The organism is Desulforamulus putei DSM 12395 (genome assembly GCF_900129195.1).
GTDB lineage: Bacteria > Bacillota > Desulfotomaculia > Desulfotomaculales > Desulfotomaculaceae > Desulfotomaculum > Desulfotomaculum putei.
Window position 1 is genome coordinate 121632 of sequence record NZ_FQUY01000001.1, and the last position, 16160, is coordinate 137791.

General features: G+C 48.9%; 10 protein-coding genes and 1 pseudogene. All 11 read left to right on the top strand.

All coding sequences use genetic code 11. The features are described from left to right. The 11 genes and pseudogenes from BUB67_RS00530 (at position 1) to BUB67_RS00585 (ending at position 16159) form a co-directional block, all read left to right on the top strand. Positions 1-435, top strand: a complete 435-nt coding sequence (locus BUB67_RS00530; protein WP_073234044.1) for a DUF7680 family protein — start codon at positions 1-3, stop codon at positions 433-435. Next, positions 436-3198, top strand: coding sequence for a DUF1156 domain-containing protein (locus BUB67_RS00535; RefSeq protein ID WP_073234046.1), 2763 nt, complete (start codon positions 436-438; stop codon positions 3196-3198). Between the two features lie 11 nt (positions 3199-3209). Further along, the gene (locus BUB67_RS00540; protein ID WP_073234049.1) at positions 3210-6857 is read left to right on the top strand and encodes a helicase-related protein; all 3648 of its coding nucleotides are present in this window, start codon (positions 3210-3212) and stop codon (positions 6855-6857) included. Between the two features lie 222 nt (positions 6858-7079). Further along, the gene (locus BUB67_RS17365) at positions 7080-7628 is read left to right on the top strand and encodes an HNH endonuclease (RefSeq protein WP_073234052.1); all 549 of its coding nucleotides are present in this window, start codon (positions 7080-7082) and stop codon (positions 7626-7628) included. 452 nt (positions 7629-8080) lie between these two features. Then, on the top strand, positions 8081-8965 hold the full coding sequence (locus BUB67_RS00550) for a hypothetical protein (RefSeq protein ID WP_073234055.1): 885 nt from the start codon (positions 8081-8083) through the stop codon (positions 8963-8965). Continuing rightward, positions 8925-9365: a protein-export chaperone SecB gene (locus tag BUB67_RS00555; RefSeq protein ID WP_073234058.1), complete on the top strand. Its 441-nt coding sequence runs from the start codon at positions 8925-8927 to the stop codon at positions 9363-9365. The genes BUB67_RS00550 and BUB67_RS00555 overlap by 41 nt, the downstream gene beginning before the upstream one ends. Beyond that, positions 9362-10099, top strand: coding sequence for a hypothetical protein (locus BUB67_RS00560; RefSeq protein WP_073234061.1), 738 nt, complete (start codon positions 9362-9364; stop codon positions 10097-10099). The genes BUB67_RS00555 and BUB67_RS00560 overlap by 4 nt, the downstream gene beginning before the upstream one ends. A gap of 131 nt (positions 10100-10230) precedes the next feature. Continuing rightward, positions 10231-11518, top strand: a pseudogene (locus BUB67_RS00570) (type I restriction endonuclease subunit R). A 106-nt stretch (positions 11519-11624) separates the two neighbouring features. Further along, a complete protein-coding gene (locus BUB67_RS00575; protein WP_073234072.1) occupies positions 11625-12530 on the top strand; it encodes a VanW family protein in 906 nt (301 codons plus the stop codon). A gap of 345 nt (positions 12531-12875) precedes the next feature. Beyond that, a complete protein-coding gene (locus BUB67_RS00580) occupies positions 12876-14510 on the top strand; it encodes a hypothetical protein (RefSeq protein WP_073234075.1) in 1635 nt (544 codons plus the stop codon). Positions 14511-14530: 20 nt separating this feature from the next. After that, positions 14531-16159 carry a Cas10/Cmr2 second palm domain-containing protein gene (locus BUB67_RS00585; RefSeq protein WP_073234078.1) on the top strand — a complete coding sequence of 543 codons (1629 nt, stop codon included), beginning with the start codon at positions 14531-14533 and terminating at the stop codon, positions 16157-16159. The last annotated feature ends 1 nt before the right edge of the window (position 16160 follow it).

Here is a 16160-nt window from a genome sequence, read left to right on the forward strand (position 1 = left end):
ATGCAGGTTTTCACACTACAGGTGGAGCAGTTACCGGATAACGACTACCAGGTGACCTTATACCAGGTACCCTATCACCTCAAGGGCCAAATGCCCCAGCTGCCGATGAAAATTGAGACTCTCGCCGGCTGGCGGCTGCAGGCTGTGCGGCCGGTGCTGCTGGAGGAACTAAGGAAAAACGGCTACGACCCGTCTACTTTGAAGGCCGGACGCCGGGCCCCTTACAATATAAAAGAAATCAGCGGCATAAAAATCGGATTAATTTTCCTGGCGGTGAAACCGCTGCAAAAAATCCAGCGGGTGGAGGAAATATACCTGGGCATCAGCCGCATGAGTGATGAGGAGGCCTATTACTGGTTTGCCAAGTGCCGCAACGGTGAACGACAGCGGGCCTTACGAGCCCTCAGGATTTTACTTTCCGAGGAGGAGAATTAAGTGACCAAGGAGAAGCGACCGGCGGTTTTAATAGAGAAGTGGTTTCCGGTGCAGGAGTTGGGCATTGAGTGTCAAAGGGAGAATAGTAGCGGAAATCACCCACCGCCAAATAGATTACATGTTTGGTGGGCCAGGAGACCCCTGGTTGTCAGTAGTGCAGCCATTCTAGGCAGTATCTTAGGTTGTAATACAAACCCCGACTGGTTTAAAAAATTCATTGGCATTTTAGGGGATCCCATCGCAGCTCAAAAAAAAATTGAGGAAGCTAAACAAACCAATACCAGAGTATCTAACCCTTTCGGATATGATAGAGCGTTTAAGTACGTCCCAACCGATGAACAACTGGAAGAATTTAAAGCTAAACTTATAGAAATGTGGGGTGAAATACCTGTCGTTCTCGATCCTATGGCCGGTGGGGGAAGTATTCCTTTAGAAGCAGTAAAATACGGTTTACCAACCTACGCCAATGACCTTAACCCGGTAGCCTTTGTAATAGAAAAGGCTACCTTTGAATACCCGGCTAAGTATAAGGATTCCCTAGCTGATGACATTGTCAGGTGGTCTAATGAGATTTATCAACGGGCTAAAAAGGAGTTAGAACCTTATTTTCCTAGTCAGGAAGGGGAACAGGTATTTTGTTATATTTGGGCCAGAACAGTGGTATGTCCGGAATGCGGTTTGCAAGTGCCACTTAGCCCTAATTGGTGGTTGCAAAAGAAAGACAATAGTAAAATTGCTGTAAAAATACATTACACAACGCAGTCCAATCAATGCACCTTTGAATTAGTGGAAAACGTAAAGATGAATGAATATGATCCGGATGAAGGAACTGTGGCCAGAGGTGTCGGTAAATGCCCGAGGTGTATGGGTACTATTCATGGTGATTACATAAAAGAGATGGCTCAGACTGGAAGAATGGGCCAACAGTTATATGCACTTGGTGTGCAGAGATTAGTAGGGAGGAGAACTAAAAAGTCATTTCGTATACCTAACGAAGCAGACTTGGCTGCTGTAAATAATGCATCCAAGATAGTTGAGAACAAGTTACCTGATTGGCAAATAAATAATTTATTTGCAGATGAGTTAATCCCGGATGGGGAGAAAACTAAAGAGCCACGAAGATATGGTTATGATGCTTGGAACAAACTCTTTAGCCCCAGACAAAAATTATCTAACCTAACACTACTTAAACACTTTAATGATATAAAACAAGAAATATTGGATAAAGAAGAGCCGGAAAGGGCAAAAGCAATCATAACTTACCTGGCATTTATTTTAGACAAGTGTTTTGATTATAACTCTTACCTGGTTAGGTGGGACGGTACAAGAAATAAGATCGCTAATACCTTTGATAGACATGATTTTAGTTTTAAGTGGTCCTTTGGGGAGATGAACCTGATTAGCCCCGGGCTTGGTTTCCAATGGGCAACGGAAACTGTATTAGATGCTTACAAAGGATTGGCTGAAATAATCCACCCAACTGAGACTCCGTTATTTAAGCAAGCTAAAAGATTAAATACAGAACAAATACACATAACCCAGGGCTCCGCAGCCAACCTGCACCACATCCCAGACAACACCATTCACGCCATTGTCGTGGACCCGCCCTATTATGACAACGTCATGTATGCCGAACTAAGCGACTTTTTCTACGTCTGGATGAAACGCACCCTGGGAGATATTTATCCCGAGGCCTTCTCTGACGAGTTAACCAACAAAGACGACGAAGCAGTGGCCAACCCGGCCCGTTTCCGGGGCTTCGATGTCTCACCGGCGGAACTGGCCAGGCAGGATTATCAGCAAAAGATGCAACTCTGCTTCCAGGAAATGTACCGGGTACTGCGCCCAGATGGTGTACTTACCATCATGTTCACCCACAAAAAGGTGGATGCCTGGGACACCCTGGCCACCGCCCTCATCAGCGCCGGTTTTGAAATCACGGCTTCCTGGCCGGTGCATACCGAAAGCGAGCACAGCCTGCACCAGGCCCGGAAAAATGCCGCTGCCAGCACCATCCTGCTGGTTTGCCGCAAGCGGGAAACCGACGGTTCCGGCGGCTGGTGGGAGGATATCCTGCCGGAAGTACGCCGGACCGCACTGCAAAAGGTGCAGGAATTTATGGCAGCGGATATCACCGGTGTGGACCTTTACCTGGCCACCTTCGGTCCGGTGCTGGGAGTTCTTTCCCGCCACTGGCCGGTACAGGACCGCAGCGGCGAAGCCATCAGCCCGGACAAAGCCCTGGACGAAGCCCGCCGGGTGGTCACCGATTACCGTGTGCAGAGCCTGCTGCAGGGGCGGCGGGGCCGGTTTGACCCGGTGACCCGCTGGTACATCCTGGCCTGGGATATCTACCAAGCACCCCAGTTCCCCTTTGACGAGGGGCACAAGCTGGCACTGAGTGTGGGAGTGGATATCGATGCCCTGCGCACCCAGAAACAAATTTATAAAAAGGACGGCAACTTTATTGTTCTTACCAGCCCCAGGGAACGCTCCCGCCGAGGACAGGTAGACGTCAATGCCCAGTCCTTTACCAGTTATATTGACGCCATCCACACCGCTCTTTTGATTTATGAAGAGGACGGGGCGGCAGCCGTTCGCCGCTTTGTCCAGCAGGCCAATCTGTTACAGAGCGATGATTTTCTCTCAGCTTATGCGGCCTTGGTGCGGGCCATTCCGGCAGGGCAGCCCGAGCACCTGCAGTTGAAGGATATGGCCCTTGCTGCAATGGATGAGAAGCTGGATCAATTGTCTTTATGGTAGGTGAGTAAACCATGACCCACCTGAACTTACGGGAATATCCCTGGCGTCACCGCTATAGCTGGGAAGTGAGTAATCCGGTAAAAGATTTCTATGTGCCGGCTCTCTCCCGCAGTGTACTGTACCAGCGCAAGGCCGGTTATTTCAGCAGTACTGCGCTGGCGGTGGCTGCCCAGGGGGTGGCCCGGCTCATTGCCAACGGCGGACGCATGCAGCTTTTAGTTGGCTGCCAACTGTCACCAGAGGATGTTCAAGCCATTCAGGAAGGATATGATCTGAAAGAAAAGGTGGCCCAGAACTTACTGGACAAGTTCAACCAGCCGGTGGATCAGATTATGCAAGACCGGTTGGCCGCCCTGGCCTACATGGTGGCGAAAGGCACGTTGGAAATCAAAGTGGCCTTACCCACCGATGGCAACGGCCAGGTGGTAGCCAGTGACGGCGACGAAGGTATTTTCCATGAAAAGGTAGGCATCTTTACCGATGCCCTGGGTCAAAAGCTGGCTTTTAGCGGCAGTATCAATGAAACCAAACAGGGTTGGTTGAAAAACCGGGAGAGTTTTCACGTGTTTAAATCCTGGTCACAGGATGCAGCACACCTGGCAGAGGAAGAAGAGGAATTTCGTCTGCTCTGGCAGGGGGCCGGGCGGTATACCCTGGTGGTGGATTTTCCCCAGGCGGTAGAGAAGGAACTGCTGAAATACAAGCCGGAGGAGGAACCCCGCCAGGACCCGCTGGAAGTTAGCGAACCGGAAGAAGTGAAAACCGGTAACCCCGGTCTCCTCTGGCAGTTTATTAAAGATGCACCTTACCTGAAAAACGGGCATGCCCTGGCGGAGGCTTTCAGTACGGTGGACCCCTGGCCCCACCAGCGGCAGGTGGTCAACAAAGTGGTTGCCAATTATACCGGGCGGTTCCTGTTGTCCGATGAGGTAGGTTTGGGGAAAACCATCGAAGCTGGTTTGGTGCTCAAGAAGCTACTGCTTACCGGGCTGGTACGGCGGTGTCTCATTTTAACCCCCAAGTCGGTAATACGCCAGTGGCAGGAGGAATTGCGGGAGAAATTTAACCTGCATATTCCCCGTTACGAGCAAAATGCCTTTTGGGATGCGCAGGGACGGCAAATACCGGTGCCGGGGGGCAATCCCTGGGACAGCACGGATGTGGCATTGGCTTCCTGCCAGCTCATGAAGCGTGAGGACCGCTGGAGCGAACTGCTAACAGCTGAGGATTGGGATTTAATCATCCTGGACGAGGCACACAACGCCCGCCGCAGCGGGGTGTCTAATAAGTACAGCGACCGCAACAAGTTGCTGCAGTTGATGGATCAGCTGGAGCGCAAGACCCGGGGGTTGCTGCTGCTGTCGGCAACACCTATGCAGTTGGACCCGGTGGAGTTATGGGACCTGCTGGTAATTCTGGGTATGGGCGGTTTGTGGGGAGCCCGGGCGGAGGATTTCAAAAGATACTTCCTGGAAGTCCGAAAAATGCCGGAAGCCGGAGAAATTGATTTTCTCATTAAGATGCTGAAGGATTACCAACGACTGGCGGGTCCGGAGGCTGATCTCTGCCGACTACCTGGCGACGATAACGTGGGGTTAATTACCAGGCGCAAGCTGGCAAGCCTGTTCCAAAGCAATGTTCCTGCGCTGGAATATAAATCTCTTAATCAGAAGGATAAGGAAGTCTTAACTAAAATCCTGTCAAGCAACACACCCATCAAGCATTTTATGTTGCGCAACACTCGCAATGTGTTGCGATATTACCAAAAGAAAGGTTGGCTGGACCAGAACATTCCCAACCGGGATGTAAAAGATGTGTTTATTGATCTTGATCCGGTGGATGAGAAACCCCTTTACGATCGGATTGAGGAATACATCAGCAAATATTACAAAAAGGCGTTGGAAGAAAAACGAAGCGGCCTGGGTTTTATTATGACCATTTACCGCCGGCGTCTAACCAGTAGTTTTTTTGCCATTACCAAAAGCCTGGAGCGCAGGCTGGCGTTTCTTAAGGGAGATGACACGGCTGCTCAGGAATGGCTGGATGAACTGGAAGAATTGTTTGATGATGAACGACAAGAGCTCAGCGAGGACAGTAAAAAATTACTGGATCAGAGGGGAAATGCCGATGAGGAAATTGAATTTCTGGAGAATTTCCTCTACGACCTGCAATCTTTAGGCAAAGATTCTAAATATGCGCAACTGGATAACCACTTGCGGGACTACCTTAACCGCCATTCTAAAGTAATTATTTTTACCCAGTACACCGACACCATGAGGTACCTAAGGGAGCAATTGCAGTCCTACCGCAACCGCCTGGCCTGTTATTCAGGCGATGGGGGTGAATATTGGGACGGCCATAGCTGGCGGTTGACCACCAAAGAAGATATTAAGGAAAAGTTCGCCGCCGGGCAATACCAGATTCTTCTCTGTACGGACGCTGCCAGTGAGGGTTTGAACTTACAGACTTGTGGTCTCTTGATCAATTACGATATGCCCTGGAACCCCATGCGGGTGGAACAGCGCATCGGCCGTATTGACCGCATCGGCCAGCAGTTTAAAACAGTGGAAATCCTCAACTATTTCTACAAGGATACGGTGGAGGAAACCATCTACCAACGCCTTTCACACCGCATCGGTTGGTTCAACCAGGTGGTGGGGGAACTGCAGCCCATCCTGTCCCTGGGTTCCCTGGCGGCCAAAATCCCGCTGGCCATTAAAAAGGTGGCCATGTCCGGGGGAGAGGAAAAGGAAGCGGTGTTGGCAGAAGTGGTGGCCGACCTGTTGGAAGAGGCTGAGAAGGCGAAAGATAACGCCATTAATTTGGATATTTATGCCCAGCAGCTCAGCGTTGTACCAGAGAAGCAACGACCGCCGGTGACCCCTCTGGAGTTAGAAAGAATTTTTACAGCCACACTTTTGCCGGAGGGAGTATCCCTCCAGCCGGGGCAGGAAAAAGGTGTTTACCTTCTATCGTTTAAAAACCAAAGCTATAGAGTTACCTTTAATCCCAGGGTGTACGATCGAAGACCAGACAGCGTAAAACTATTGGCCTATGGGGAACCGCTTTTTGAACAATTGCTAAATGGGATCTCTTTGGAACAGACAAATCCGTTACCAGTGGTCAGGATAGAGGCAGCACAGGATCCACCCCTGGTGGGATATTTCTATAAAGACGAAGCAAACCAGTGGCAGGAGATCACCAATGCCACACAATACCAGGAACTGGTCAATGGTAACGGCCAGGTAGAAATAACAGAAGAGGAAAGAGCGGAGTTACAGAACCGTTTGATCAGAACCAGAGCCAGTGAGCTTCAAGTTGCAGCACAAATCCCGGCAAAACGCAGGCAGGAGCGTCTGGCAGCGGTCCGGGAGAAGGCGCGGCAGATTTTATATAAGCTGCTGTGTTATGAAGCGGTCCGCCAGGATACCCTGAATGTGCAAAAAATACTGGGGCCCAAAATTCAAAGGGGAGATATTCACTATGGTCCTTTGCTCAAACTGGCGCAGACATCTCCGGCCAACATCAAACTCAACGCTGCAGAGGTGGCCGGGTATAAAGGAATGAAACCAGAAGCACTGTCAGCTAAAACCGGTGCCCTGTACATAGAGGCAGAGAATCTGGTGAAGGAGTACAAGTATTTAACGGGGAGTTTTTAAGAGATAACCATTGTACCAAAGTATCCCGGTCATTTTGGGCCGGGATACCCTTTATGATTAATCTACTCATCAAGATTATATCAATATTAGTAATGAATAGACATATATCGGTTCTACCGTGATTGTCGGAAGGGATAACCCAAAGGTTAATTACTTTATTCAATAAAAAAATGACCAACTGGAAATTATTTGTTGGTCAATATGATACAAAGGGGTTGGATCATGCCTCTATGTGTTTATTGTGGTCAAGAAAAGCCTGCTGAACAATTTTCGCGAGAACATGTTATCCCTAGGGCCATTGGAGGTAATTTAAGACCTTATAACCCTTTTACATTAAATCAGGTATGTAAAAGGTGTAATAGCATATGTGGTACGTACATCGATGGTCCCTTTGTTAAGAACTGGTTGACCCAGAACTACAGGGCCGAAATCGCTAAAAAATACGTAAACATTAATAGTAACCCCATTCTACCACTAATCTACTTTGGACCAGTTAATGGACTTGTCTATAAAGAAAAAATATGTGAATTGTGGTTAGGGCCCACTGGTGATACAATTTATCACTTTCATGAACCTTACCCGGAAGAACCTGATGTTCCCCCAATGGTAGGAATACCTACCTATGCCCGGACTGATCAAATCGATCATGGCTTTGCGTTTCTTTTTGTCCGCTCCAATAATCCGGTTTGGCATCCTACCATCCTGCATTCCTTTAATGAACAATTCAAACAATCTGTTATATCTACGAAACACAGGCAGCGACTATTATAATATCCTCCGAACCGGAACATTGGGAGGGTATAATTAAAGAAGAAGGATTAGTCTATGTCATATCTCCTGGCTTACAAAGATATGTAGGTCCTAAAAACATAGGAACATTTATAGCACATAAAATTGAAGGAGATTTTTCTGACCCTGATTTGGCTGAACTGGAAAATGAAATGAGCAAAAATAATGGTTTGCCACCATTTATGATCTAAGGGATTGGTCTTCCACATTCTAATCTCAGCTAATGTAAAGACCAGTGGCAGCCACACAGTGCAGAATATTCATGATCTGCTAATGTATGTTTAGCAGATTTTTATTGTCTACAGGCAGGAAAACTCTTCCTGGTGTAGAATTGATATTGTACTAAAAAAGTAACAAATTTTTTATTGAGTGAATAAATAAATATATTACAGGCAATATTTTGCCTGTACGATTAATTAAAAGAGGGCGATAATTTGTCCGAAATCAAAGATTTTTTCCGGCAAGAAAGTGAGTTTTTGCTTAATCTTTGCCAGCAATTTGCACCTGAATATCACGAGCAGGTGCAAAAATCGTTTATCCAGTCCCCGCTGTTGCCCAAGGGCTCCTTTAATTTATTGTTAGCTGGCAAGGGTAAACCGGATAGCTCTTTATATGAGACACTGGCCTTTGCTGCCTATGACAGTTTTGTTAAAGCCTATCTGGAGCAGTTGTGTGCTTACGTCTCAATGGTGATTCGCGAAACCGCAGTGGAAGCAAAATTGCCAGAGAGTAAAGATAAAGAAATATCCCTGGATCATGTGCTTAACTACCTGGAAGTATTGACATTGGACGATCCGGTACTGGAGTGGTTTGTGGCTACAGGTGCACCTAACCTAAACCAGGTGCGAAAGCAACTAAGTGTTTTAAACATTGAACAACTGAGTGATTTGGTGCGCCAGCTTGAGTATTATGTGCAGTATTTTACAGATGACCCGGAGAAGTGCGAAAGCTTTAGCTTTTTAGTGGACATTCTGGAAAGATTGCCTAAGGATATGGAGGAGTTGGAACTCCTGCGGATCGACCAGGTATGGATGGAACTACTTAGGTACAAAGGTAGAGAAACTGAAGTTGTTTTTCCGTCAGTTAATCAGATAACCATTAGGCTTTCTGTAACTGTTGAAGAAAACAACCAATCATTACCTGATTTCAGGCAAGAATGTCTTCCGTCTGATAGATACGGTACAGAAAAAAGATATATGACATCATCTTACGGCAACAAATGGAATAAAGAAGTTACAATCAGAGATTTAAGCAAAGTAATACCAGGGAGTGGCAAAAATGAAGAAACAAGTAGTTGCCCACAAAGTCCAGCTGCTTGATGTTTTTATAGAAAAAATTAATTGCCAAAGGGTAGCAGACTTCCAAAGTGGTATCCCTTACGATGTAGTTTTTAGTGTAAAGGCCAAGACTATTAATAATAATTTGGCATACGGTTACTTTAGAATAAAGATATTATTTAACAAGGAACCGAAAATTTTTAACTTGGATATTACAGTGCGTGGTGAATTCAAGTGTGAGAAAACAACAAACCGAACAGAGCTAAAGAGATTTGTGGAACAACAGGGTTTACCTCTATTACTGCCTTGGGCTAGGCAGGCAGTAGCTTCATTAACCTTGTCTATGGGGCTGCCCCCGTTGCTTTTACCTTTAATTGATGTTTTTGCCACGATTCGTTCCAATGAACCAGTAAAAGAAGAAAGTAAGGGGTCAAAGGGATGAAGGTCAATTTTATTCATACAGATGAATATATGGACTACGTACACAGTCAGCAGGAAATTCATGATCTTGCTGACTTTTTACTTTCAGAGCCGGAGTTCTTGCCAGAGGTTGCAGCGGCTGTATTAAAAAGCTATAAATTAGGAGAGTTTGAAAAATGGCGAATGAGTTATTTAAATCTAAATAATCTTGCCAAGGCGAAGGCCAAGAGAGCCAAGCAAGAAAGGTTTGCCACCATGCTAAAAAAGGTTTTTGATCTGGCACTAACCCCACCGGAGGGAGAGAGTGAGGAGCAATTTTTGAAAAAGCTGCGTGGTGGCATACTGGAGGTATTAGTAAGCCGATTTCTGGTTGAACGGTACTGTTGTCTTAGCTCAAACTGTCTGGTTTGTGTTGATGGCCAGGTGCTGAAGGCTAAGCCGGAAGACACGGCAGGTAAAACAATGGACGTAGCAGGAGTAGACAAGCTGGCTGATACTCAAATTGGCGAATGGTACGAGTGTAAAGTCAGCAGTAGATTTACCAGTGAAAAAACAATAGCTTTTATTCAGCAGACACGGCAGCTGCTGGCAAGCAAAGGGGCCAAGGACCTTTTAGTGTCACTGGTATCCTTTGAGAATAAAACTTTATGGAGCAGCCTTTTTAAAAAATACGGCTATGCCGAACAGAAAATGATTGGCCAGAACGAGTTGGCTTCTCTGATTAGTTATGACAAGGTTAAACGGGTGCTAATATAAAGAATATTTTGTAGCTAATCACCTAATTTGACGGTGAATTTCTCACTGTCAATGACGTAGGAAATATAACGTCAACCTGCCAGGGTTCTGTGGCCAATAACGAGCAGTTTCACAGGTGGCTGGTGGAGGGGGTGGATGTTCTCTACCAGCGGGCTGGCAGGCAGGTGGGGGACAAAGTCTGGCTGGTTGATTTCCACCGGCCGGATAACAATGAGTTTCTGGTGGTGAACCAGTTTACGGTCATTGAGCAGCAGCAAAATAAACGGCCAGCCCCTGGTGGTGATGGAGTTAAAAAACCCGGCGGCCGAGCAGGCCACAGTGCGTAAGGCTTATGACCAACTGCAAACCTATAAGGGGACCATTCCTTCCCTGTTTACCTACAATGCCTTTATGGTGGCATCGGACGGGCTGGAGGCCAGGGCGGGCCCCCTGTCTGCCGGCTACTCCCGCTTTATGGCCTGGAAGACCAAAGACGGTTTGCGGGAGGCCTCTCCCTTTGTCAGTCAGCTGGAAGTGCTGATTGAGGGCATGCTGAAGAAAGAAACTCTGCTTGATTTAATCCGGCACTTCATTGTTTTTGAACAAGTGCGGCAAGAAGATCCCCAAACGGGTCTTACCATGATGGAAACGGTGAAGAAACTGGCGGCTTATCACCAGTATTACGCGGTTAATAAGGCGGTGGCCAGCACCCAACGGGCAGCGAGTCAGACTGGTGACCGGAAAGCCGGTGTGATCTGGCATACCCAGGGCAGCGGCAAGTCTCTGTCAATGGTTTTCTACGCCGGCAAGCTGGTGCAAAGTTTGGATAACCCCACCATTGTAGTGATAACCGACCGCAACGATTTGGATGACCAGCTTTTTGATACCTTCGCCTCCTGTACCCAGGTATTACGGCAGGCACCGGTGCAGGCGAAGGACCGGGAACACCTCAAGGAACTGTTGAAGGTGGCCTCCGGGGGCATTGTGTTTACGACCATTCAGAAATTCCTGCCGGAGAAGGGGAAGTCTGAGTTTGACAGACTATCCGATCGCCGCAATATTGTGGTAATTGCCGACGAAGCCCACCGTACCCAGTATGGTTTTGAGGCTAAGCTGGTGGAGGAAAGGGACGAGCAAGGCCAGGTCATTGGCCAGCGTATTTCCTATGGCTTTGCCAAGTACATGCGGGATGCCCTGCCCAATGCCACCTATATTGGTTTTACCGGTACCCCCATCGAAGGTACGGACGTCAACACGCCGGCTGTCTTTGGTAATTATGTAGATATCTATGATATTGCCCAAGCGGTGGATGACGGGGCTACGGTACGCATTTACTACGAGAGCCGCTTGGCTAAAGTAAATCTTAGCGAGGAAGGGCGGCAACTGCTGGAGGAATTCGACCGGGAGCAAGTAGATACGACCTCCCTTCGCCAGCCGTAGAATAAAGATTCTTCACAGCACCATTTTCATCCTTCTGCCGGTGCCGCGCAAGCGGCATGGGGGTCTATGAGGAATTGAAACAGATTAACCGGAAGGAGTTGGTAGGTTGAGAAAGGTTGTAGCTGGATTATGTTTGGCACTGGCACTTAACGTTTACGGCATACAGCACTGTGATGCGGCTTCTTCGCCGGAATTTTACACTGTCGCCGAGTATTCTTTGCCGCAATCGGAAGAACCCGGGGCGCAGGTCAATATTATTCTTTCAGCCAATTTCATTAATAATAAAGTCATTAACCCCAGGGAAATCTTCTCTTATAACGAAACCGTAGGGCCGAGAACAATATCCAGGGGGTTCACATATGGTTCCTCGGTCGCATGGACAGGTAGGGGATATCGGCTGGTCCCGGATGTAGGGGGCGGGGTGTGCCGTACTGCGACAGTTTTGCACCAGGCTGTTAAAAAAGCCGGATTAATGCCAATAGAAAGGCACAACCACTCCATCGAAGTGCCCTATGCAAAGCAAGGCGAAGATGCGGCCGTATGGTATGATAAATGGGACTACAAATTCAAAAACACTTTGCCTTATCCGGTGAAAATAGTGGCATCTGCCGATTCAGAGAAGGTAGAGGTAAAAATCGAGGCGTATTCGCCGGTTAAGGTTCAACTAAATAACCGACTGTTTAACAACAAAACAGCCCTCTTTATAAAAGAGGGGACAACAATGATTGCCTGGCAGGACGCAAAGGAGTTGTTTGGCATACCGGCTGAAATAGACACTTCCCTGCAATCAGTTGTTTTTGAGTTGCCAGAAACAGAGGAAAACAAGAAACAACTTAACTTCATCAACAACAGCAACATAGCTTTTCTTGCTGATCAAACCATAGAACTACCAGTTCCGGCTGAGATAAGAGACGAAAATATATATATTCCACTGCGGACAATATGTGAGGTGTTAAATTGTAACGTCACCTTTAACGAAGCAGAAAACAAATTGGTTATCACAAAAATTTAATAGAAAAGGGAGAACGCTTTATGATGGCCCCGGCTCATATGGCGGCGGGACTGATTGCCCATGCCGCCTTTAGCCACAGGAATTGCGGTTGTGGCATCACTGGTGCCGGATATTGATACGCCTAAAAGTACCCTGGGAAGGATATTCCCTTTCATCAGCTACCCGTTGCTATATGGAAATTGGGAACAATTAAAAACCGCGAACACTTAAAAGCCTTTACCTGGGCAAGGACTAACAAACATAGTTCTAGAACTAAATCCGCAAGTAGATTTGGACGGGCAGTTTTCAATCCCGAAAAATAAAAAACGCGCCTATCGCGGGAGGCTGAAAAGAAGGTGAGGGAAAATGCCGCGCATTAAAAACGAATTTGATGAATTAAAAGATCTCACTGAGGATTACTGGAGTAAACTGGAGAATAACCTGGATGATCAGGTAACGGTTATGCTTAAAACCTATATCCCCAAACTGCTGCCCCGGGAGATGGAGCAGATAAAAAAGAACAGCCCGCCGCAGCAGGCAAAAACACTGGTTTTGCTGGTGGGCTTTTCCTGGGAACCCCTGCTGCAGGCCGTCTGCCACTACCGGCCGGAAAAGCTTTACCTGCTGTTGAATGCCAAGTACGGTGGAGAGAGTGCGGGAGTCGTTTTCCAGAAGCTTGAACAACTGATAAACAAACTTTCTGAAAGCAAATTGATAGAAAAAAAGCCGGAGATAAAGCCCACGGAAATTGATGCGGCCGGTGCCGGACCGGTGGAAGTCTTTCACCAGTTGACCCAAATAATTAAGGAAGAGGGAGAGCAGCCACCGGTCAGGGGAAAAGAAAGCCTGCCGCTGGTGCTGGACATTACCGGGGCCAAGAAAAATATGGTGGCGGCTGCCTTTTTGTTTGCTGCGCTGTCGGGGACGGCGGTTTCTTACGTGGACTTTCCAGACGATGCCTATAGCCCTGAAAAACGCCGTCCTTACGGGTACCGCAGCAAGATTGCCTTAATTGACAACCCCTATACCTTTTTTGCCATGGGCAAATGGCTGGAAGTGCGGCAGCTTTATAAGCAGTATAATTTTAACGGCGCGATTAAACTGGTGGATGAAATTAAAAAATCTATGGATAAAGGGGATGAGTGGTCGGGCCGGAAGTATTTCGGCGAAACGGGGGAAAAGGCCGTGGACAGGCTTTTGCGCGTGCTGGAGTGTTATGAATGCTGGGAAAGCGGTAATTTTAACCGGGCCAGCGAAATATATGAAGGTATAAAAGGTGAAATACCCGGTTTCAGGCGGCCTCCCGATGCGGTGAAAATCCTGGGCGGCATCTGGTATGAGGTGCAGGGGGCGAAATTTGTTAAAAAACCGGGGCGTTTTTACCTGGAACCGCAGCTCTTCGATACCTATATCTGTGACGAACTCCGCCGCATCGAACGGATGATTGAATATAAAGAAGATTACCGGGCGGCCTTTTTGCGGGCAGCCGGCTTGAGCGAGGTGGTGCTCAACCTGTGGCTCCTGTCCCTGCTGGACGGCGAGGAAGACAGAAAAAAGGCCCTGGATTTCTGGGGCGAGGCGGACGGGGAGGATGGCCGGTCGCCCAATGCCTCTAAATCTTTTAAGAAACTTACGGCAGGGGGAACTTTCAAAATGAAAGATCTTGGCGGAAAAAATCCGCCTGATATTACCTTCAACAAAGGGTCAAAAAAAATCCCTCGCTGGTGGAATAGCACTGCCTTCTTTAAAGATCGGGGAGACAGAAAAGGCTGGAAGATTTTTCTCGACTGCCGCAACAAGATAGCCCACCGCTACTACTCTATTCCAGAGGAACTGGCCAAAGACGCCCTTTTATTTGCCCGGCTGAATTACGAGAGTTACCGTCAGGATAACCGGATGCCGGATTCCGCAGTTTTTGCCGAGATAATCCCTTGGCCGGAACTGTGCGGGCTATGCGGCCTTAAGGAAATTCTGCCGCCCCCGGTAACCGGGGATGAGTAAAGAAATGGAGGGGTGCTGGGATGGCCGGAGAATACCTGCTGGCAGCCGAGGCCGATAAGATCCAGGACTTCATCTTCCGCGCGTCGCAACTGCAGGAAGTGGTGGGGGGCAGCCAGATTTTAAGGCGTTTTTGTGAAGAAGTGCCGGAGTATTTGCGTCCCAGGCCGGCAGAGGTGGTGGTGGCCGGCGGGGGCAGCTTCCGCCTGCTCTTTAGCAGCAAGGAAGAGGCAGAGCAGTACGGCGAGCGCCTGGCCGAAATTTACCAGCGGGCCACCGGCGGGAGCCTGACGGTGGCCGATCCTGTTTCTGTCGACGGCAATTTCCCGGAGGCAGCCAGCAAGGCTGAAAAATTGTTGCGCCGGGCGAAAAACCGGCGCGGCGGCGCCTTTTCGCCGGTGCAGATGCCCTATGTGGCTTTTTGTTCCGTTTGCGGCGTGGGCCTGGCCAGGGCCTGGAGGCAAGAGGGGAAGGGCGGGGCGCGCTCGCAGTACCTCTGTGCCTCCTGTCTGAATAAAAGCAGGGAGCGAGAAGACGGCAGGGGGGAATTTTTGAGTAGCTTTTACGGCGGGGTGCTGGATGAAAAAGATCTTTCCCGCTACCGCTGGCCGAAGCAGGCTAAGGATGTGGCCTGTTTTGACCAGCGGCGCCACCTGGCCTATCTCGTTGCCGACGTCAACAACATGGGCCGGCTCTTCAACAGGTGCGACCGGGCGGAGATGAAAGAGCTGTCGCAGAACATGGAGCGCATCTTTCATGAGAGCCTGCGGGAGCCGGTTAAACAATTGATGGAGCGCGCCGGCGATGATGGGAAAAAACTGAAAGAAAATTTTATCCCTTTTTTGCCCCTGATCCTGGGGGGAGACGACCTCTTCGCTCTCCTGCCCGCTCCCTGGGCCCTGGACTTTACCGGGAAATTTGTCAAGAATTTCAACGAGAGAATAAGAAAGTTCGTCCAGGACGGGCTCATGATGGAAGAAGCGGCGGCTCCGACCATCAACGCGGCCGTGGTCATCTGCAAGGAAACCTACCCCTTTTCCCTGGCCCACCGCAGGGCCGAAGAGTTGCTGGGAAAAACGAAGCGCCTGGCGGTGTCCCTGCAGTACGAAGAAGGCATTAACTGTTCAGCCGTGGATTGCGAGCTGATCAGCGGCAGTTTCGCCGGGGAGGAAGTAGAAGCCGGGAAATTCCGCCCCTCCCTGCGGCCGTACCTGGTGCCCGCGGAAGGGGCGAGGGGCGTTCCGACCGGTTGGGGTGCGGACCTGGCCGATCTGATTCAGGCCAGGTATGATCTGGCGGATTTGCCGCAAAAGAGGCGGGCGCGGTTGCGGGAAATTTTCCACCTGCCGGTTGCGGGCAGCAGGGAGGTAGAGAAAACAATCAACCGGGCGCTGCGCGAGTTTGTCGTCCGCACGCAAGAGGTAATGCCTGCAGGGTCCGGAAAGGAAAATGGGCTGGCCGCCAATTTATGCAGGGCTTTAAAATCGCTCGGCGGTGGGGCGGAAGACCGGGAAGATGAGTTCCTGCGGAAATTCGGGCGCCTGCCGAAGGAAAAGGCCGAGTTCGGACACGGCATGCCGGACCTGCTGCGGTTCTGGGATTTTACCTTTGCTCTGGATAAAAAACGCAGTGATTATGAAAGGGGGCGGTAGA